Genomic DNA, 20,122 nt, shown 5'->3' on the forward strand with positions numbered 1-20,122 from the left:
CGCAGAGAGGCTGCTGGTCGCCTCATATGCTAAGCAGGCTGATCGTTGCGTGGGCACACAAAAGACCGCATAAATCGCGAGACGATTTCAACTGCAACGGGCTCACGTCCGCTCAACCGTGCGGTTCGTTTTAGGCGCTTACTGCGAAGGCGCCCATGCAGCGTAGTCGAAATGGCGTGATTGAAAGATGCATGCCGGAAGAATCTTCCATCGGAGTATTGAATTGAAGCAGAGTCGGGTTATTTGATTTTGCTGCTTCAGTATGTTCGTGGCGAGTCGATAGACCAGACATGTCCTTCACTTTCTGTGGCGCTAAATTGACTAACGACATCGCGGCCAACGACTCCGGCGAAAAGCCTTTGCGGCGACTTCAGGTCAGCAGCGGCGCAGCGTTTTACGAGCGTGAGCAACGCCGACTCGACACGCTCGAATCGCTTCACATTCTCAATACGACACCGGAGCCTGCCTACGATCGAATTGTTCGTCGTGCGAGCGAATTTTTCGAAGTGCCCATGTGTGTGATCTCGTTCGCGGGGCAAGAAGAACAATGGTTTAAAGCGCGTTTAGGGCTCGACATCGACGAGGCGCCGCGCACGGGATCTTTCTGTGAGGCCACGCTCGAAAGAAACGGTGTGTTGATCGTGCCGGACGCCCGGCTGTCGCCCCGTTTTGCAGAGCATCCATTCGTTACCGGGCCGCCGTGGATCCGCTTTTATGCCGGCGTTCCGTTGGAGGTGGAAGACGGGCAGCATGTCGGGACGTTATGCATCATGGATGTTCGCCCGCGCGTCTTCGATCAGTCGCGGGTGGATGCATTGACGGACTTTGCTGCAATGGTGGTGGATGAATTGCACCTCCGGCTGCGCACCATCGCGCTGGAAAGAGAGTTGCGGAAACAGAAAGCAGCGGAAGCCGAAGCGATAACATCGCAGAAGGCGCGCGCGGATTTCCTTGCAATGGTCACGCACGAACTGCGTGCTCCGTTGAATTCGATTGCGGGCATGGTCAGTCTGATTTCCCAGAGCGGCGGGCATGTTCCTGCGGAAATCGGCGTCGAAGCGTTGCGCGATTCCACCGACCATCTCGTGCGCATGATCAATGAAGTGCTCGATCTTGCGAAGCTCGAAGCCAGTGGCTTTACCTTTGCACGCATACCGTTCGACGTGCGCCGGGAACTGCGCTGCGCATTGTCCAGTGTGCGGCTGCAGGCGGCCTCGAAAGGACTGCGGATCACACTGGATATCGACTCCCAGGTGCCCGCCTATCTGATGGGAGATCGCACGCGGGTCTCCCAGATCGTTCTCAACCTGCTCGGCAATGCGGTGAAATTCACCGCACACGGTGAAGTGAACGTCCGCGTGCGAGCGGAGCAGTTCGGCAGTCAGCGGGCCAGCGTGACGATCGTCGTGACCGATACAGGTATGGGAATGCGCGACGAGATCGCGGAAGCGCTGTTTAGCGACTTCTCCCAGGAAGCTAGCGTGAAGTCGCAGTACGGCGGCACCGGCCTCGGATTGTCGATCTGCCGGAAGCTCGTGTACGCGATGGCCGGCACCATCACAGCGAGTGCGAGGCCGGGTGGCGGCGCGGTGTTCACGTGCGTGATCCCGTTCGATATCGCCGAGGCGCCCGCCTGCGTTCGCCCGGTACTCGATCTCGACAACGTGGCGCGTGGCGATCAACTGGTGCTGATCGCCGACGACGACGGCGTCAGCCGTCGTGTGACTCAGGCGCTGATCGGGCGTTTGGGTTATCAGGTCGAAGGTGTATCCACGGGCCGCGGCGCACTCGAGTTGCTCCGTACGCGGCCGTTCGATGTCGCCGTACTGGATATCAACATGCCGGATCTGAACGGCCTTGCGCTTGCGCGGGAACTGCATGAACAGACGGAGTTCGGTGTCGCGGTGCCGCTGATTGCGCTCTCCGGAAGCCCGCCTCCCGAAAACGATTGCCGTCTGGCCCTGTTCGACGATTACCTCGTCAAGCCAGTCTCCATGCAGACGCTCGACGATGCGATTGCGAAGGTGTTGTTACGTCGGCGGTCGCTCGCATCCGGCGACGTCGCGGAGGTGTCGCCATGAACATGTCGGTACGCGGCCGGCGCACGAGCGCCGACGCAAGCGCGCCAGCGCCGTTCGAACGGTGTATCGGATGGATCGGCACGACAGCGCTCGCAATGGGCGGCAGCAACCAGAGCCTGTTTCTGCTTGCGGCATTGTTTGTCGGGCAAGGCGATATCCCGGGGCAAGGAAGCGCGGCGGTGCCACTGCTGATCGTGGGCCTGCTGCTGAGCTATGCGGCTTTGCCGGGATGGATCGAACTCGTCATGATGTCGCCGCATCGCGTGGGCGGCATTGCCGCGGCGTGTACGGAAGCGTTTCGTCCGTATGGCCCGATACTGTCGACGCTCACAGGTGTCTGCTACTGGTGGGGCTGGGTGCCGACCTGCGGCCTGACGGCTATCCTGTCCGCGACGGCGCTCAACCAGTGGTTCCTGCCGGACGTGCCGGTACCCTTGATGGCCTGCCTGCTGGTCTGTGCATTTACCGCCGTCAACCTGATGGGCATCCGCTGGGTCACGCGTCTGGCCGTGCCGATCGCGTCCTGTTCCGCGCTTCTCGCTTTTGTCTCGGCGCTCGCGCCTGTCTGGTCCGGCAAGGTCAACTGGCAACACGCTGTCGATTTCCATCTGAATACGCCATTCCCCGGCTGGTTCGGCGGATTGACTTCGCTGATGGCGGGGCTTTACCTGATCGGTTTCGCGGCGCCGGCGTTCGAAGCGGCTGCCTGTCACGTCGGCGAGACGAAGAATCCCGAGAAGAACGTGCCGCGGGCGATGAAGGCAAGCGCGCTGATGGCGATGGTGTACTTCGTCGTCCTGCCCGTCATCTGGCTGGGCACGCTCGGCCCTGAGCCATTGGGACAGGATCTCGGCCAGGTTCTTGGGCCGACCTTTGCGCCGGTATTCGGTGCGCTGGCCAAGTCCGCCGCGATCTGGTTCATGATGTTCAACATGTTCCATGGAACCGTGCAACCGCTGGCCGGCGCAGCGCGCACGCTGTCGCAACTGGCGGATGACGGGCTCGCGCCGCGCGTCCTCGGGTATCGGTCGCGACGCGATGTGCCGGTTGTCGCCACGCTGCTCACGGCAGCGCTCGCGCTGGTATTCCTGCTGATCGGCGACCCGATCTGGCTTGTGGCTGCGGCCAACTTCAACTATCTGATCGGTATTGCCGCGCCGAGCGTCGCAGTGTGGTTGCTTCGTCGGAACGCACCCGACGCCGCGCGGTCGTATCGCGCTCCGCGATTCACGATCGGCCTCGGCCTCGTGAGCGCCGCAGTGTGGGGCGCCGCAACGATCCTTGGTTTTGAACAGTTCGGCTTGCCGACGGTGGTCTTCGGGCTCGCGATGGCCTACTCCGGCGCCGCGCTCTACGCGTGGCGGAAGTGGGAGGACCGCCGGCGAGCGGGTCTGCCGGGTTTTGCGCCTACGCTGCATCTGCGGCTGACGGGGGCGATGCTGCTCGTGCTGGCGCTCGACGGCGCCGGCTACATTCTGGCCGTCTCGCAGTTACCCGCGCGGCAGGACGTGCTGAAAACCGCGCTCGAAGATATCTTCGTGATGGTGGCGATGCTGACCATTACGGTCGGCATCGTATTGCCAGGCGTCATCGCTCATTCGGCAGAAGAGGTTAGCAAGGCCGCCAGAAAACTTGCGACAGGTACGTTGCGGGACTTCTCCAATGCCATGCATGCGCTGGCGCGCGGAGACCTCGACGCGGCGCAGGCGCATATCGACATTCGACGTGTGCACGTGCGTTCGAATGACGAGCTCGGCGAAATGGCTGCCAGCTTCAATGCGCTTCAGGGCGAAGTGGCATCCGCGGCGCTCTGTCTCGGCGATGCTCGTGATGGCTTGCGTTCGGCGCGTGAACGTTTGACGCAGGCGAACCGGTCGCTGCGCCAGAAAGTGAGCGAGCAGCATCAGCTCGCGAACGAACTGCTTGCCGCCAAAACCACCGCCGAGATCGCCAATGCTGCCAAGAACCAGTTCATGGCACGCATGAGTCATGAATTGCGCACGCCGCTCAATGGCGTGCTTGGCCCGGCGGACCTGTTGTTGAATCTGCATTTGAATGGCGAACAGCACGCATTGCTCACCACGATTCGCGATTCTGGCGCTTCATTGAAGACGGTTATCGAGCAGATTCTGGACCTCGCGCAGATCGAGGCGGACGCGCTTTGTCTGCAGACGGAAGAGCTGGACGTCGCCAGCCTCACGGACAGGCTCGCCGATCAGTATCGCCGCGAAGCGCAGGCGAAGGGTCTGGGCTTTGTCTATCGCAAGGCGGACGGGCCGATCGCGCAGATCCGTTCCGATGGCGGGCGGATCAGACAGATCGTCAGCAATCTTCTTTCCAATGCGGTCAAGTTTACGAATGCAGGTACCGTATCGCTCGGCGTGAGCGTCTGGATGGAAAGCGCGGAATGTGCGCGCCTCGTGATCGAAGTCAAGGATACCGGGCCTGGCATTGCCGCCGACGCGCGTGACAGGATCTTCGCGTCCTTCGCTCAAGCCGACGAGTCGAGCACGCGCCAACACGACGGGGCCGGCGTCGGCCTTTTCCTCGCGCGCGAACTGGCGACGCGTCTGGGTGGAAACCTGGCATTGAAGAGCGAAGTGGGGCGTGGCTCCGAATTCGCACTCACGGTGCCTGTTCCGCTTGTTTCGCACGACGCGGACGCGTGTATTGCGCCGCATACAGAACGTGGCGCATTGTCGGGCGATGGCGATGTATCGAGCGGATCTGGTGCCTTGCCTGAATCGCATGCGTTGAACAAGACTGCCGACGCGCAGCAGATCACGCATGCCGTGCCTACCCGTCATGCGCAGACGGCGGATGCTGAGCCGTCCATATTGCTCGCAGAGGACAATCCGACCAACCAGACGGTCGCTCTCGCCGCGTTGCGCCGGCTCGGCCTGCAGGCGCGGGTCGCGGCCAATGGAGACGAAGCGGTGCAACTGTTCAGTGCATATTCGTTCGACCTCGTTCTGATGGACTGCCACATGCCCGGCAGGGACGGCATTTCCGCGTCTGCCGCGATCAGGACGATCGAGAACGACTCCGCGAGAGCGCGCATTCCGATCATCGCCGTGACGGCGGATATGACGTCTGCGAATATCATGCGTTGCCGGGCAGTCGGTATCGATCACATCATCGCCAAGCCCTTCAATTTCGCCGAGTTCTCGTCCACGCTCTGGAAGTATCTGGGTACGCCCGCAAATTGGCACACGGCCGCTGTTACGAGCGCGGTCGCGGATACAGATCTGCCCGACAACGATTCAGCGATCGAGCGCGCATCGATCGACGAACTCAGGCAGATCGACGAAGACGGATCGCTTGGCCTTGTCGCCGACGTCATTGCTACGTTTCAGGAGTCGGCGGGAAGGCAGGTGGCGGATCTGCTCCATGCGCTCGCTGCGCAACGGTGGGGCGAGGGCGCACGTATCGCCCATACGCTGAAATCGAGCAGCGCCTACGTGGGCGCGCTCGGATTCTCGCGACTGCTGAAAGACGTGGAAACGGCGTGTCAGTCCGCCGATCCGCAAGGGCTCGACGTATTGGCTCAACGCGTCGAGCGTGCCTTTTCCCGTCTGCTTCCCCAACTGCTGGAGATGGTCGAGACGGGAGCCGAAAATGCGTGACCTCGGCGTAGTCACGCACGGAACCGTGTTGATCATCGAAGACGATCCCGTGCAATCGAAAGTGCTGCAATCCATGACGACGAAGCTCGGCTTCGACGTTTGCACGGCGGCCAGCCTGAACGAAGCGAGGGAGAGGCTTGGCACGCTCGCTATCGATACGGTGCTCCTCGACCTCCGGTTGGGCAACGAGGCCGGTCTGGACGTACTGCGCTCGATGCGGGGCAAAGCCGCGCCGCGTTCGCTCATTCTGACGAGCGGATGCGACGAACGGACCCGCACGGCGGCCGTGCGGCTCGCGCATGCGTATGGTGTGCACGTGGCCGGCTCGCTGGGCAAACCCGTGACGCTCGGCCAGCTATCCGACCTTTTGTGCACGATGCCGGCCTGCGCATGGAAGCCGACACCCAGAGAAGTGCCGCGAGTCACGCGCGCTGACGTTGCCGCAGCGCTGGAAGGCGGCCATATCCGCCCGCATTTCCAGCCGAAGGTCTGTCTGGCAAGTGGCGGGATAACGGGAGTAGAAGCCCTTGCGCGCTGGCGCTCGCCGCTATTCGGAAACGTGCCTCCCGATGTCTTCATACCGGTTATCGAGGCGGAAGGCTTGAGCCGAAAGTTCACGCACTTTATGTTGCGCGAGTCGCTGCGTGCCTGCGCAGCGTGGCGGCATTTCTTTCCGGACGTGTCGGTCGCGGTCAATGTTTCGCCGGCCCTTGTCGACCAGGAACTGATGACGCAGGTCATCGCGCTACTGCACGAAACTCACGTTCCCGCGGAATCGCTCATTCTGGAAATTACCGAGACGAGCGCACTCGGATGTTCGATCCAGATCAACGATGTGCTGACGCGTCTGCGTATATTCGGTGTGCAATTGTCCATCGACGATTTTGGCACGGGACATTCATCGCTCGCTTCGCTGTTCCGGCTGCCTTTTAACGAACTGAAGCTCGACCGTTTGTTCACGGCAAACGCCGATAGGGATCAGGACGCGGAGCGCATTCTGCGTGCGGTGGTTGCTATGGCGAACGAGATGGGGCTCAGATGCGTAGCGGAGGGTGTCGAAACAGAAGCAGTGAGACACCGGCTGGCCAGAATGGGCTGCAGCTTGGGGCAAGGTTGGCTCTGGTCCCCGGCGGTCGCGGAAGAAGAACTCATCAACGTTCTGAACGCGGCTGGAACCAGACCGCGTGATCCCCACGAACTCAAGAAAATATGATCCCGGGAGATCAGGATGAACACACTGGCGACAAGTCGGGCCCATGCCGGGTCTGTAACAGACGACACCGTCGAGCGGGTGAACGAGGCAAGCAGGCACGCGGGATTCGACGGCTGGCAAGAGGTCGTTCGCGGCGCGCAACAGGGCCGGATATTCAGCGTGGAGTTTGCTGCGAGGCGCCCGGAATCGTTCGTGCGAGAGTTCGCCGCCTTGTTGCGGGAAGCCGGTCTGAGATTCACCGCCGATAGCTGTCTCGACCTGTTCATGGGGACGAACGACGCATTGGATCGCTTCGTTCGCAATCGGGCCGGTTTCGCGATTAGCCGGATCGATCAGCTCGGGCTGGTGCCGGAGTCCGATGTCGTGACGGCTTTGGCGGGCGCCAGCAGGTCGGCCGGCATCAGGCAGACTCCGTCGAAGCGAGTCGGCAAGCTCGCCGGCGTCAAGGTGCTGATTCTCGACGATGACGAGGTTTCGAGAAAAGTACTGTCGGCCGCGTTGCAGCGCGAAGGCTGTTCCGTGCGAACAGCGGCGGATGCAGAGAGTGCTTTCGCTGTGCTGCGCGAGTCGCCTCCGCATCTGGTCGTGCTCGACATCGTATTGGGCGGTTCGCTCGACGGCGTCGATTTTTGCAGGGCAATGCATAGCAATTCGGCATTGTCGGACATTCCGGCTATTTTCGTGAGCGGGCATCCGCAGTCGCAAAGCCGTGTGTGCGGTGCGGGCATTGACCCGGCCCAATACTTCACGAAACCCGTCAGGAGTGCCAGCCTCTGCACGGCCGTTATGAACCTGGTTCAGGCGAGGCACGCAATCCTCGGGCACTGAACTGCCGCAGACATATCTCCAGGCAGGCGAGGCCGCCCTTGAGGCGGCCTTATTGCGATGTGCGGACAAACATGCGTAGGGGCCGCCACGCTTCCGAGTTTTCTCCGCTAAGGGTAAGCCCGGCAGCGTGTACACAAGAAAACAAAAATCAGGTGGTTGACCGAATCATTTCCTTCAGTAAGCACAGCACTCTCCGTTAAACAGGTTAGATGAACCTTGGAGGTGCCAGTGAGAATGCTTCGAAATTTCCGGATTGGTGCAAGGCTGGCCATTGGCTTCGGTCTTACCCTATTCCTTTTGCTGACGACGGGAGCGCTCGGGCTGTATCAGATGCACCAGGTATTTGGCGGCACGTTAGAGCTTGCGGATAACTGGCTGCCCAGCGTGCAATCACTCGGCAGTTTGCAGAACACAGCAAACGATATTCACCGTCTCTCTCTGGACATGGTTCTCGAAGAGGACAAGGCGGATCTGAAAACGGAGCAGAAAATGCACGATGACGCCGTAGAGGCGTTGAAGCGCAATTTCTTCGCGTATGAAAAGCTCATATCGTCGGCAGACGAGCAAAAACTGTATGCCGCGTTTTCCGCTGCATGGGCGCAATACTTCAAAGTCGATGCGCAAATGGGAACGGCCGTGATCTCGGGCGATATTGCCCGGGCTCGCTCACTGGCTACTAACGAAGGTGCGACCAGTTTTCAGGCCGCAATGATCCTCGTTGCAAAAGATGTCGAGCTTAACCGCAACGGCAGCCTGCAGGATGCATCGAGCGCATCGAGCCACTACCATTCGGCCATTATCTGGACCGTGACCTTGACCGTCTGCGCAGTCGCATTGGGCCTTGCGTTGGCCGTTGCGATCACGAGGTCGATTACAGGGCCGATCGTCAGATCGACAAAGTTTGCGCAGATCGTCGCGGCGGGCGACCTGACTGGCGAGATCGCCGATGTGGGCCGTGACGAGCCCGCTACGCTGATCGTGGCGTTGCAGACGATGAATGCGAATCTGGCCGCAATGGTGTACGAGGTCAGCAGTTGCGGCGAAGGCATTGCTGGCGGTGCGGCCGAAATCGCGGAAGGCAACACCAACCTCAGCCAGCGTACCGAGGAACAGGCCGCGTCACTCGAACAGACGGCGGCGAGCATGGAGGAACTGACCGCCACGGTGAAGCAGAATGCGGAGAACGCGCAACAGGGCAACTCGGTTGCGCAGAGCGCCTCTGTCTCGGCGTCACGTGGTGGCGAGATCGTCAGTCAGGTAGTCGAAAACATGGGGCGGATCTCGTCCAGCTCGAATCAGGTGGCGGAGATCATCAACGTGATCGAAGGCATTGCTTTCCAGACCAACATCCTCGCGTTGAATGCGGCGGTCGAGGCGGCGCGCGCCGGTGATCAGGGCAAAGGCTTTGCCGTGGTCGCCGGTGAAGTGAGAGCGCTTGCACAACGCAGTGCGACGGCGGCAAAAGAGATCAAGAACCTGATCATGCAGTCGGTCGAGCGGGTAGCCCAGGGCACGCAGCTTGCCGGCGAAGCGGGAAAGACGATGAGCGAGGTCGTGCACGCAGTCAATCGCGTCACCGACCTGATGGGCGAAATTGCCGCGGCATCGAGCGAGCAGAGAGTCGGCATCGAACAGGTCAACCAGGCCGTCATGCAGATGGATGAAGTGACCCAGCAGAATGCAGCCCTCGTGGAGGAGGCCGCCGCAGCAGCGCAATCGATGGCGCAAAAATCCGGTGTATTGCAGTCGCTGGTTTCGAAGTTTCGCGTCACCGATTCCGCGTCCGCGCGTGGCGCCTCCCGTCTTCCGGATGCGGTTGCCGCCGCGCGCCGCATCACTGTCCCTGCCAGAAAGCGTGTGCAGGCCGCGCCGGGCAGCGTCGGCTGGGAGGCCTTCTGATGTCGGCCCGAGGTCCAGCGCGCGGACCGCATGTCGCGTCCGCAGCCTTGCAACAACGACGGGGCTCCTGATATGAACATCATCAAGCAGGTGCGGCACTGCCGTACCCTTCTGGACCGGTCGGCCCGTCTGCGGTTCAGTGTCTTCAGCAAACTGCTGGTCGCGTTGTTCGCCGTTTTATTCTTCGGGTTCTGCCTGCAACTGCTCGGGATCTCACGTCAGGCAGATGAGATCGATGACAAGTGGATTGCCAACACGCGACTTCTTGGCGAAGTGAGCGACCGCTTGACGGAGTTGCGCCTCGCTCAGGCCTATATCGTTCTCGCGAACGACTCGGCCGCCACAACTCATGCCCTGCAACTGGCGGCGCAGCATCGGCAAGCAATACGCAACGCGCACGAGGAATTTCTCGTCCTCGATTCGTCGCGGACGCTCACGCAGTCCTCGGCCGTGTTCGAGACCGTCGAGCAGTACCTGAACGAGGAGCAGGAATGGGAGCGGGCTGGCGGATCGCTGGTCGCTTTCAGCCACCGGTTCACCGACTCGACCGACCGGTTGTATAAGGCGGCCGACGAGGCCGTCGACTCGCTGATCGACGGCAATGCGAAGGCAGCCAGGTTCGATACATCGGCAATCAGCCGTACTTCCTATCGCCTGCTGGTCGTCATCGTGGCTTCAGGGCTGTTGATGGCAGCGGCCTCGATGTGGATGCGCCGCAAGCTGGAGACCAACGTCTTCGCGCCATTGGAAGGGATTGCCGGTGCGCTTGCGCGTCTTTCGGCGGGAGAGGCCGACGCGCGGATTCCTTCCGTCGACCGTGACGACGAAATCGGCAGTCTCGCGCAGGCTTTCCAGCGCTTCCGACAGAGCGCGCAGGCGCTCGAAGAAGCGTACACGGCGACCAAGCTTGCCGAACAGGTCGCCGACCGGCTTGCACGCCACGATTCGCTAACCGGCCTTGCCAACCGCCGGATGCTGTCGAGCCGCATCGACAATCTGATGTGTGCCGCCGACACGGCGAAGTGCGCAACGCATTTTGTCTATGTGATCGACCTTGACCGATTCAAGGCAGTCAACGATCTGCATGGGCATGAAGGCGGCGACACCGTGCTCTGTACGGTAGCGGCCAGACTGCGCGCTCTGGTGCGCGAAGAGGATGTGGTGGCGCGCCTCGGCGGCGACGAATTTGCCGTTGTCGCACGTGTCGAAGGTACACCGGCGTTCGACAACGCAGCACAACTGGCCACGCGTATCGGCGAAATGATTCGGGCACCGATTCAGATTGGACACTCCGAGGTCGAAGTCGGCTCCAGTATAGGTATCGCGTTGTGCGGCCGGGACGGACACGATGCGGCAACCCTTCTCCGGGCCGCCGATGCCGCGATGTACCGCGCCAAATCCCGCCGTTGCGGCGATTTCCAGTTCTTTGAGGAAAGCATGCAGGAGGATCTTCGCTGCCTCGCGGCGCTGGAACTCGACGTGCGTAATGCCGTTGCGCAGCATGCGATCGAACCGCACTACCAACCGCTCGTCGATCTGCGGACGAATCGCACGTATGGTTTCGAGATTCTTGCGCGCTGGACGCATCCCGCGCGCGGCAGCGTCGAGCCGGACACGTTCATTCCCGTCATTGAACGGCTCGGTCTTGCGACAACGTTCACGCTGTCGATGCTCAGACGGGCATGCCGGGACGCACGGCTATGGCCGGGGCGGATGACGCTCGCGCTCAATCTTTCACCGCATCAACTGGCCGACCCTTTGCTGCCCGCGCAATTGCTGTCCGTGTTGAGCGAGGAGAGCTTCGAGCCGTCGCGGCTGGAGATCGAAATCACTGAATCGGCGCTGGTCGGCGATTTACCGACGGCGAAATCGATCATCGATAACTTCCGCCGCTGGGGAATACGCGTTTCGCTGGACGACTTCGGCACGGGTTATTCGAGCCTGCATCACCTGAGGGAATTGCATTTCGACAAGATCAAGATAGACCGTTCGTTTATCCAGTCGATGCTCTCCGATGCGGAAAGCGCGAAGATCGTCGACGCCATTCTTTGTTTGTCCGATGGACTTGGGCTGACCACGTTGGCCGAGGGAATCGAGAGCGCCGAACTGCAACAGGCTTTGACCCAGCGCGGATGCGCGTATGGCCAGGGTTTTCTGTTCGGCAAGGCTGTTCGGGCGGAAGAGGTCGCAGGCCTGTTGCGGCCCGGACAGCTTCAGATGTCCGTGAGTGCCTGATTGCTGCCGCAGTAGTAGCGTTGTGCCGCGTCTGGTGCATAAGAGGAGCGCGAGAGCGCCAAAATGGCAACCAGACGTTTAGAAATTGAATCGATGGAGATGAAGCATGAATTTCAACAAGATGACGATACGTGCGAAGCTCATGGCGGCGTTTAGCCTGCTCGTGTTTCTGGTGGTGGTGGTATCGATTCTCGCGCTGAACGCATTGAATGATATGAATGGGCGCTTCTCGGGTTACGTGAGCGGAATTAGCGCTCGCGCGCAGGTAGCCGAGCAGATTCGTACAGCGGTCGACCGCCGCGCAATCGCCGCGCGAAATCTGGTGCTTGTGACAAAGGCAGCGGATCTGGAAATAGAAAAAGCCGCGGTGACACGGGCACATGAAGATGTGCAGGCACGGCTCAGGCAATTGAAGGAGATGCTTGCGGTCGCAACCGACTCGAGCGAGAAGGCGCGTGCTCTCGTGGCCGACATCGATCGGGTCGAGGCGCAGTACGGGCCGGTCGCGCTCGCGATTGTGAGCGCTGCGTTAAACAACCGGCACGATGAGTCGATCACCATGATGAACGAGCAGTGCCGTCCACTGCTGGCCGCGCTGGTCAAGGCGACCGATGCGTATAGCGATTTCGCGAGTTTCCGGTCGCAGGAATTGCTGCAGGAGTCGGCCGCACGCTACGCGACGCAGCGCATGCTGCTGATTGGTATCTGCCTGGCGGCGATCGCAGCGGCGGGCGTTGCCGCATTCCTCATCACCCGTAGCGTGACGCGAGCGCTGGGGGCGGAGCCTGCCGAGCTGGGCGAGGTGACGCGGCGTGTGGCGGGCGGAGATCTGAGCCTTGTGCCGGGTGCGCAGGCGGCGCCACGCGGCAGCGTGCTTGCCTCGATGGGCGAGATGCAGGCCAGTCTCGTCAAGCTGATCGCTCAGGTTCGGACCTCAGCGGACAATATTGCCACCGGGTCGAGCGAGATTGCTTCGGGCAACCAGGATCTTTCGTCGCGCACTGAACAGCAGGCTTCGTCGCTACAGGAAACCGCTTCGAGCATGGAGGAACTGACTTCCACGGTGAAGCAGAACGCGGAGAACGCACAGCAGGCAAGCGCGTTGGCGGCCAATGCATCGGAAGTCGCGCAAAAAGGCAGCGCCGTGGTCGGGCAGGTCGTGGAGACGATGACCGACATCAGCGAGAGTTCGACGAAGATTGCGGATATCACCGGGATCATCGAAGGCATTGCGTTCCAGACCAACATCCTGGCGCTCAACGCCGCGGTGGAAGCCGCGCGTGCGGGTGAGCAGGGCCGTGGCTTCGCGGTGGTGGCGAGTGAAGTGAGAAGTCTTGCGCAGCGCTCGTCGAGTGCGGCAAAGGAGATCAAGGATCTGATCGGTGCCTCGGTGCAGAAGATCCACAACGGCACGACGCTCGCGGATGAAGCCGGCAAAACGATGGTTGAAGTCACGCAGGCGGTGGCTCGCGTGACCGACATCATGGGTGAAATCGCTGCGGCTTCGAGCGAGCAGAGCCGTGGCATCGAGCAGGTCAACCAGGCGATTACGCAGATGGACGAAGTTACGCAGCAGAACGCCGCGCTCGTAGAGGAAGCGGCGGCGGCTTCGACATCGCTGGAGGATCAGGGGCGACAACTGACCGAGGCGGTGGCGTTCTTCCGGGTGGGTGCTGCGGTCGCCGGCCAGCCGGCGCGGCCGCGGCCGGAGCCGCTCCGGCGCCCGGCTTCGCGGGCCCAGATAGCTAGCAAGGGCGCTGCGCCCGTGGTGCGGAAGTCCACACCCGCGCTGGCCGCCGCCGGTACGGGTGACGACTGGCACGCATTCTGAGCGAAAAAAAGGCTCACCGTCAACCCTGACTTGCATCTCGCAATCCCGTACCAAATGGCACAAGAGCGTGCAATTTTCCGCTGGCACCCATTCCGTATGCTGACTGTGCTGCGACTCACCGTCGCAAGCCGGCGAGGTGACGGACGAACTGGTGCGAGATCTGGTTCGGGAGGTCGGTCTGCAGGAATCGCGATTCAGTGTGCGCGGCTCGCGAAACTGAACTTAGGTCGCTATACGCAGTCGCGATCCCACACCGTTGCCGTTTGCATTGCCAGATCGTTGGGGTAATGCGCTATGCGTGCATCATCCATCCGCCTGCGGCCATTGCCGCCTGACGGAGTGCCTCCGACCAGACCGGATAGGGGTGACAGATTCGCGCAAAGTCTTCGCAGATCATGGAGGCTTCCATCGCAACGGCTACTTGTGAAATCAGATCAGCTGCTCCCGGCCCGATGAGGTGAGCCCCCGCGATGAGATTCGTACCGGAGTCGACCAACAGTTTCACAAATCCCTCGGCGGTGCCGCAGATTGCGGCGCGTGCATTCGCGGCGAGCGGATAGTAGCCGACTCTATACGCTGCTCCGGTTCCCCGAAGTTCGTCCTCGGTTTTCCCGATCATGGCGACTTCGGGGCTTGTACGGAGAACCTGGGGAATTGACGGATAGTTGACGAATCCGGGCAGGCCGGCGATCCGTTCGGCGCAGGCTATCGCTTCTTCTTCGGCTTTGGACATCAGCATCGGGCCGGTTGCGGCGTCGCCGACCACCCATATGCCGGGACTATTTTTTGTGGGCGTCACGGGTGCTAGCGGTCCCTGCCGAGACAATACGCCTTCGGGGCCGGCTTGCATGCCGACGCTCGCCAGGTCGAGCCCGGCCGTCGATGGCCGGCGGCCGATAGCGACGAGCACCATGTCTGCGTCGATGGTGGCGATCTCGCCAGATGCCGTGCTGCGCAGCAGAACCGACACACTATCGGAGTGCTTATCGAGCCCGACAACGTCGCTCGACAATCTGATGTCAATGCCTCGTCGCTTGAGCGAGCGCTCCAGGGTGGCCGTTACGTCGCGGTCGAGCCAGTGGCAAATGCGATCGCAGCGCTCGATGAGGGTGATGCGCGAGCCTAGGCGCTGCCAGATCGAGCCAAGCTCGACGCCTACCGCACCGGCGCCGATAATCGCCAGATGCCGCGGCACACGGTCGAGCGACAACGCGTCAGCCGAATCGAGAATGCGTATGCGATCGAAAGCGGCAAACGGAAGCGGCACTGGCTCGGAGCCGGTGGCAATCACAATGGATGTTCCGGACAGGATTTGCTGCATACCGCCGGCTTTCCTGACGATGACATGTCCCGCCGCGGCCAGCAGCGCGTCGCCATAGATCAGTGTCACGCCTTGCTTACGCAGCAGTTTGTGAATGCTTTTCGACATCTTTTCAACGGTCGCTGCTTTATAGGCCATCATCCGCGCCAGGTTAAGCGTTGGTGCGCAGTCGATTCCCAATGCGGCGTTCTTACCCTTGCTGGCCAGGTCGTATATTTCAGAAGTATGAAGCAGCAATCGGGACGGAATGCAGCCGGTCCGGATGCCGGTTCCACCTATATTCGACGCCCGTTCGACACAGGCAACGGAAAGGCCGAGCTGGCCCGCGCGAATGGCGGTGTTGTAACCGCCTGCGCCGCATCCAATGACGATGACGTCGTAATGGTTCATCAGTCTTGTGCCCAGAGCTCCCATCAGGGAGGGGTAATGAACGGGATCGACATGCGCCGCCGCGGCCATTCAAATCTGGCCCGGATATAGAGAGGATGAGTCGAGCGTATCAGATCAAACGAAAGCCGAATTGAACAGTCGTGCTCGCTTTGGTCGATGCTCGATGAGCAGAGCTGCGTTTCCATCCATCGCGGGATAGTGCCCGACTTTATCGTGGTGCGGAGCGGTTCACTGCGACCTCCGCCGGAATATTTTCGTGATAGCATTTCCGCTCGAGCTTGCCACTTCAATCGCAAGGCCCGACATAGGTTCAGGGTGGACAGCAGTGGTCAACGCTGGTCCGGGCTTTCCCGCAGCAAGCAGTTCCCGCACCGTGACATGTCAACGATTCAGCAAACCGCCGATAAGCCTGTAACCATCGATGAGATCGTGCATGTCTTATCGCATCGTCCCACGGCGACGACGCGTGAGCGCGAATGGTCTGGCGTTACTGTGGACATGTACGCTCCGCTCCCCGACGTGTCCGAGAGATATCCTGCCCTCGATCATCATCTGATCTGTTACTGCCCCTATGGGAGTGCGCGTCTCGTTCAGGGGCGAGATGGGAGCGTTCACGAAAGCCTCGTCTCCGCAGGTGTTTCAATGCTCATGCCGGCCGGCTACGACTCGCTTTGGGAGGGCAGTGCATCTGCAACGGCGAGGTTGCGGATTCCGACGGCGCTTATTGAATCCGTGGGCGAGCAGATTGGGCGTCACGCCACTTCGCAGATCGAGATCCGGAATGTGTTTGAGACGCGAGATCCCGTTATCGAACACATGGCGCAGATCCTTATTGGGGAACTCGATCGCAAGCCTCACGCAGCGCAGGCCCTCATTGTCGATCATGTTTCGTTCGCGCTGGCAGCGCATCTGCTTCGAAGCTACAACATATATGAGCCCATTGCACCGCCGGTGCTGCCGGCGTTGAGCAAAGTCGAATTGGCTCGCCTTACCCGATATATCGAAGACAATCTGGACAGGCCAATAGGACTCGTCGAACTCGCCGGCATAGTGAATGTGAGCCGTTTTCACTTTACCCGGCTGTTCAAGCGGAGCACGGGTATGACGGCGATCGGCTTTGTCGAGCAGTGCCGGATTCGCCGCGCTCAATCGTTAATCATGGAAACGGCAATCCCGCTTGCGGAAGTTGCACTCATGACGGGCTTTGCGGATCAGAGTCACTTTACAAGGCGTTTTCACCGTCACGTTGGTCGCACGCCTGCCGCGTTCGCGCGCGAGCATGGTCGGCGGCGCGCGATGAAAGGCGCGGGAGATTGACGCGCCTGGCGCTTAAGTCGAACCGCCTGTAGGCGCCGGAATACGTTTGGATCGTATCTTCAGATTCGCGGATATAACCAGTGGGCTATCAGGCGATCCAGCGACAGCGCTCCTGGGCCGAGCGCCATGATCCCAACGGCGAGCGACGCCCAATAGAGATGGAAGTTCGCCCAGCCGTCAGGGAACACCGACTGGATCACCGCCGTCATTACCAGCAGAGCTAGAGCCGCAAACCTGGTTGCGAATCCCAGCACGAGCAGAATGGGGAGCGTTATTTCCGCCACGGCAACGATAAATGCGACCGTGTCAGGCGCAGGAAAATTGTAGGCTGCGCCGAAGATGTGAACTTTGAATTGATTCTCGAACAGGAACAGCGTTGCCGGGGAAATGGACAGGAGTCCGTCCCATCGAGTAAGACCAGACCGGAAGAAAGGAAGCGCTAGAGCAATCCTCAGCATTGGCGGTGCGATAACCTGCGCGATTGCCTGGATTTGTTCCAGGGCCGTGCGAATCAACAGTTCGAAGCGGCCTTTCGTGCGTGTGCCAAGTTGATTCATGCGTACCTCGCAATCGGTTTGCAATCGAAACCTTCTTTCATGTCCCACCCGGCGATCGCATTGATCGCGAATAGATCTCGAAGCGCCCCAGCCAGGTCGAAGCCGGAATCGTCGGCGAGAGCGAACGTTGTCGCATCGGCGACCGTCGCCCCAGCCGAGAGGCTCAGGATGAAACTCGCTGCGCCAGCAGGTACGCGGCGAACTTCAACCTCGGCAAAGGGGCGTACGACAAGCGCATTCTCGCCTCCGCTGGAGATGTCGATCGCGGTGGGCACGCCGCCGTCAATGTTCGTCAACCATATCTGGACGATGGGAAAAGGCGACCGTACTACGCGCAGCGAAGGATGCAGCTTCAAACTAAGCTGCGCAAGGCGCTGGGAATCAATCGTGGCAAGCAGAGCGAGCAAGGCGGCGTCGGTTGGGGGCGCTTCTGCGGCGTGATATGCCTCTACCCACGCGCGCTCGAGCCGGGCGACATCGGGCAGATACGGCACACTCTTCGCCGGCTCGAACGTTTCGATGAAATCCGGGAACGTGTCGCCATAGTCAAGCATGATGGGTGACTTCGGCGGTTCGAGCGCGACCTGGACGCGTGCCATCGCCACGAAAAATTCATCGCCCGTGATGCGGCACACTGCGGGAAAAGCAGCCTTTAGCGCCTCGACGAGGCCAGCTACGACATTGTTCCGATAGACGTCGAAGCGTTTCTTGATCGGCTCCTGATCGGGGCCAACCAGGCCGACGGGGACAGGCATATTGGGTTCCAATAGCGCCGCGGCGAAGTTTCCCTGACGTTCGCATAAGCAATCGGGGTTCAGGCCTGTGTTGCCAGCGCTGCCGCGCGGCTGTGCGGCCGATGCTTGAGATGGTTCCTGGCGTGCCATTGCGCTCTCACGACCGAAGCGGGCGTTGAACCACATTCGTCCACAGCTCGCGAAGGCTGTCGACGCCGCCGGCGGTTGAACTCCAGAGCGTGGTATCGCTAACCAGCAGGCTGCCGATGAATGTGTCCGGCCGAGATTGCAGGAGGGCATCGAATGTCGCGCGGTCGAGCGTAAAGGGATGCGGCGGAGCGGTGGGATCGACTCGCTGACGGGCCAGGACATCAAGTTTGCGAACAGCATCGCCGAGACGTTCGAGTTGCGGCAGATGCGGGTGTCGATTGAAAGTGCTGACTTTATGAAGCAAGCCTAATCGATCGAGAGAGGTTTCGGCTTCTATGGGCGCTGGGGATCCGTCTGCTTCGGCCGCGGGTCTGAGTCCAAAACGGTTTTCCACGGGTACGCCGAGCCCCGCGAGGAGCGACCGTGCGAAGCCACCGAACCGTTGCCGGGGCGGAATCGTCGTGTCGCCGTGATGCTGGAACTCCGCAATCTGACGGGGCAATTGTTCGCTTTCCGGGAGGTCCGTTACGTCGCCGATGTCGTGATGCGGGCAGATGAAGGCGAGATGGTCGGGCTGTTCCAGGAACGTTTTGAGCGCTTCGATTTCCTCGCTTTCTGCATCTTGAGCCGTTCTAAGCGAGTCGAAGCTAATGACGATCAGCGTGTCGACACCGCGGAGAAGGTGCGCATCAAGTGGCGTGAGCAACCCGTCGTCCGCGACACGCTCGATTTCCGTCACGCTCTGGCCAGTCAGTGTTGCCGCCAGATCGACGAAGGCGGTGAAATTGCGCTTCATGATATGGTCGAGAAAACCCGCGACGCTCTGCTCAAACTGGCTCGGGTTCGAGAGTTCATGGAATCTCGGGAAAACCATTCTGCGGCTTTCAAACAGTGTCGGAAATCGGTCTTCGATCACATGGAGAGGCGCACCGTTCTCGCCCGGCCGACTCCACGCATAATAGACAAGGACTTGCCGCTTGATCATAGTGTCTGTGCCTCTTTAAACTGGCGCCGCGTCATGCCGGACTGCGGCCGCCTTATTACATGGTCGGCACTTGCAGGTTGCGTCGCCGCCTGAATGACAGCGTCGGCCAGTTCGGCTTCCGCTTTGAGGGCTGGCCAGTCGGGTATGTTCGCGTCCCACTCGATCAACGTGGGAATTGGACCGGTCTGGTGGATCGCTCGTGCGAAAAGGTTCCATACGATGTCTGCGACATGACGGTCGTGACTGTCAATCAGCAGCGGGCGACCTTTTTCGTCTGCCTCCTCCGCGTGACCGGCCAGATGGATCTCCTGCACGGCCGCGAGCGGGTACGCGTCAATATATGCAAAAGGATCCCACTGCTGGTTGATCGACGCGACGTACACGTTATTGACGTCGAGCAGGAGACCACATCCCGTGCGCCGCGCGACGGTGGCAATGAAGTCGATCTCCGAGTAGGTGCTTTCCTTGAAGGCCAGGTAGGTAGAGGGGTTTTCCAGCAACATTTGCCGGCCGAGAACCTCCTGCACCTCGTCGATATGGTCCACGATACGTGTCAGGCTCTCCACCGTGTAGGGAACCGGCAATAGGTCGTTGAGGAAGCCGCAGTCGTGGCTCGACCAGGCAAGGTGCTCGGAAAACAACCCGGGGGTATAGCGTGCAATGAGTTCCTTGAGCCGTTCGAGATGATTCCGGTCGAGAGGACGGTCCGCACCAATCGACAGGCCGACACCATGAAGCGATAGAGGATAGGACTCGCGTATGGCTGACAGAAAGCGGTGTGGTGGCCCGCCCGCGCCCATATAATTTTCCGCATGAACCTCGAAGAAGCCGATGTCCGGCTGCGATTCGAGAATCGTGCGGTAATGTTCGGCTTTAAGCCCAACTCCGGCGCGATGAGGCAGGCTCCATTGGACATCCGGGCGTAGCGACTCTGACATGGCCAACCGTTATTGCG

The 20,122-nt window shown here is 60.7% G+C and carries 13 protein-coding genes; 8 read left to right on the forward strand and 5 right to left on the reverse strand.

The features are described from left to right. Window positions 1-317: 317 nt before the first annotated feature. The 7 genes from NE850_RS09225 to NE850_RS09255 all read left to right on the forward strand — a co-directional run bounded on the left by NE850_RS09225 (window position 318) and on the right by NE850_RS09255 (window position 13,713). Complete coding sequence (locus NE850_RS09225; protein ID WP_310698658.1) at window positions 318-2,081, forward strand: ATP-binding protein; 1,764 nt, start codon at window positions 318-320, stop codon at window positions 2,079-2,081. Continuing rightward, on the forward strand, window positions 2,078-5,707 hold the full coding sequence (locus tag NE850_RS09230; RefSeq protein WP_310698659.1) for an amino acid permease: 3,630 nt from the start codon (window positions 2,078-2,080) through the stop codon (window positions 5,705-5,707). The genes NE850_RS09225 and NE850_RS09230 overlap by 4 nt, the downstream gene beginning before the upstream one ends. Then, window positions 5,700-6,920 (forward strand): EAL domain-containing protein, encoded by a 1,221-nt coding sequence (locus tag NE850_RS09235; protein ID WP_165189164.1) that lies wholly within the window; start codon window positions 5,700-5,702, stop codon window positions 6,918-6,920. Before NE850_RS09230 ends, NE850_RS09235 begins: the two co-directional genes overlap by 8 nt. A gap of 15 nt (window positions 6,921-6,935) precedes the next feature. After that, entirely contained in the window at window positions 6,936-7,748 is an 813-nt protein-coding gene (locus NE850_RS09240) for a two-component system response regulator (protein ID WP_007178141.1), read from the forward strand. A gap of 234 nt (window positions 7,749-7,982) precedes the next feature. Then, the gene (locus tag NE850_RS09245; protein ID WP_007178140.1) at window positions 7,983-9,647 is read left to right on the forward strand and encodes a methyl-accepting chemotaxis protein; all 1,665 of its coding nucleotides are present in this window, start codon (window positions 7,983-7,985) and stop codon (window positions 9,645-9,647) included. 72 nt (window positions 9,648-9,719) lie between these two features. Beyond that, complete coding sequence (locus NE850_RS09250) at window positions 9,720-11,882, forward strand: EAL domain-containing protein (protein ID WP_310698660.1); 2,163 nt, start codon at window positions 9,720-9,722, stop codon at window positions 11,880-11,882. Between the two features lie 106 nt (window positions 11,883-11,988). Then, window positions 11,989-13,713, forward strand: a complete 1,725-nt coding sequence (locus NE850_RS09255) for a methyl-accepting chemotaxis protein (RefSeq protein ID WP_310698661.1) — start codon at window positions 11,989-11,991, stop codon at window positions 13,711-13,713. Window positions 13,714-14,005: 292 nt separating this feature from the next. Here NE850_RS09255 and NE850_RS09260 read toward each other — a convergent pair whose 3' ends face one another. Continuing rightward, complete coding sequence (locus NE850_RS09260) at window positions 14,006-15,424, reverse strand: NAD(P)/FAD-dependent oxidoreductase (RefSeq protein ID WP_310698662.1); 1,419 nt, start codon at window positions 15,422-15,424, stop codon at window positions 14,006-14,008. Between the two features lie 378 nt (window positions 15,425-15,802). On the opposite strand from NE850_RS09260, the gene NE850_RS09265 reads away from it, so the two are divergent. Further along, the gene (locus tag NE850_RS09265; protein ID WP_310698663.1) at window positions 15,803-16,741 is read left to right on the forward strand and encodes an AraC family transcriptional regulator; all 939 of its coding nucleotides are present in this window, start codon (window positions 15,803-15,805) and stop codon (window positions 16,739-16,741) included. Between the two features lie 59 nt (window positions 16,742-16,800). On the opposite strand, the gene NE850_RS09270 is transcribed toward NE850_RS09265, so the two are convergent. From NE850_RS09270 to NE850_RS09285, 4 genes are read right to left on the reverse strand one after another with little or no spacing between them, the layout of a single operon-like run. After that, on the reverse strand, window positions 16,801-17,298 hold the full coding sequence (locus NE850_RS09270; RefSeq protein WP_310698664.1) for a DoxX family protein: 498 nt from the start codon (window positions 17,296-17,298) through the stop codon (window positions 16,801-16,803). Continuing rightward, window positions 17,295-18,218, reverse strand: coding sequence for a DUF2063 domain-containing protein (locus tag NE850_RS09275; RefSeq protein WP_007178134.1), 924 nt, complete (start codon window positions 18,216-18,218; stop codon window positions 17,295-17,297). Before NE850_RS09275 ends, NE850_RS09270 begins: the two co-directional genes overlap by 4 nt. Then, window positions 18,190-19,167 carry a hypothetical protein gene (locus NE850_RS09280; RefSeq protein ID WP_007178133.1) on the reverse strand — a complete coding sequence of 326 codons (978 nt, stop codon included), beginning with the start codon at window positions 19,165-19,167 and terminating at the stop codon, window positions 18,190-18,192. Before NE850_RS09280 ends, NE850_RS09275 begins: the two co-directional genes overlap by 29 nt. After that, complete coding sequence (locus NE850_RS09285; protein WP_007178132.1) at window positions 19,164-20,105, reverse strand: DUF692 domain-containing protein; 942 nt, start codon at window positions 20,103-20,105, stop codon at window positions 19,164-19,166. The genes NE850_RS09280 and NE850_RS09285 overlap by 4 nt, the downstream gene beginning before the upstream one ends. Between the last annotated feature and the right edge of the window lie 17 nt (window positions 20,106-20,122).

Origin of the sequence: Paraburkholderia sp. USG1, from assembly GCF_031570135.1 — a bacterium.
GTDB classification, from domain to species: Bacteria; Pseudomonadota; Gammaproteobacteria; order Burkholderiales; family Burkholderiaceae; genus Paraburkholderia; species Paraburkholderia dioscoreae.

Bases quoted from the DNA above. Each gene is read 5' to 3' on its own strand.
- NE850_RS09280 (WP_007178133.1), bottom strand. From the start codon at position 19,167: ATGATCAAGCGGCAAGTCCTTGTCTATTATGCGTGGAGTCGGCCGGGC.
- NE850_RS09235 (WP_165189164.1), top strand. From the start codon at position 5,700: ATGCGTGACCTCGGCGTAGTCACGCACGGAACCGTGTTGATCATCGAA.
- NE850_RS09260 (WP_310698662.1), bottom strand. From the start codon at position 15,424: ATGAACCATTACGACGTCATCGTCATTGGATGCGGCGCAGGCGGTTAC.
- NE850_RS09250 (WP_310698660.1), top strand. From the start codon at position 9,720: ATGAACATCATCAAGCAGGTGCGGCACTGCCGTACCCTTCTGGACCGG.
- NE850_RS09265 (WP_310698663.1), top strand. From the start codon at position 15,803: ATGTCAACGATTCAGCAAACCGCCGATAAGCCTGTAACCATCGATGAG.
- NE850_RS09285 (WP_007178132.1), bottom strand. From the start codon at position 20,105: ATGTCAGAGTCGCTACGCCCGGATGTCCAATGGAGCCTGCCTCATCGC.
- NE850_RS09270 (WP_310698664.1), bottom strand. From the start codon at position 17,298: ATGAATCAACTTGGCACACGCACGAAAGGCCGCTTCGAACTGTTGATT.
- NE850_RS09255 (WP_310698661.1), top strand. From the start codon at position 11,989: ATGAATTTCAACAAGATGACGATACGTGCGAAGCTCATGGCGGCGTTT.
- NE850_RS09275 (WP_007178134.1), bottom strand. From the start codon at position 18,218: ATGTGGTTCAACGCCCGCTTCGGTCGTGAGAGCGCAATGGCACGCCAG.
- NE850_RS09245 (WP_007178140.1), top strand. From the start codon at position 7,983: ATGCTTCGAAATTTCCGGATTGGTGCAAGGCTGGCCATTGGCTTCGGT.
- NE850_RS09230 (WP_310698659.1), top strand. From the start codon at position 2,078: ATGAACATGTCGGTACGCGGCCGGCGCACGAGCGCCGACGCAAGCGCG.
- NE850_RS09240 (WP_007178141.1), top strand. From the start codon at position 6,936: ATGAACACACTGGCGACAAGTCGGGCCCATGCCGGGTCTGTAACAGAC.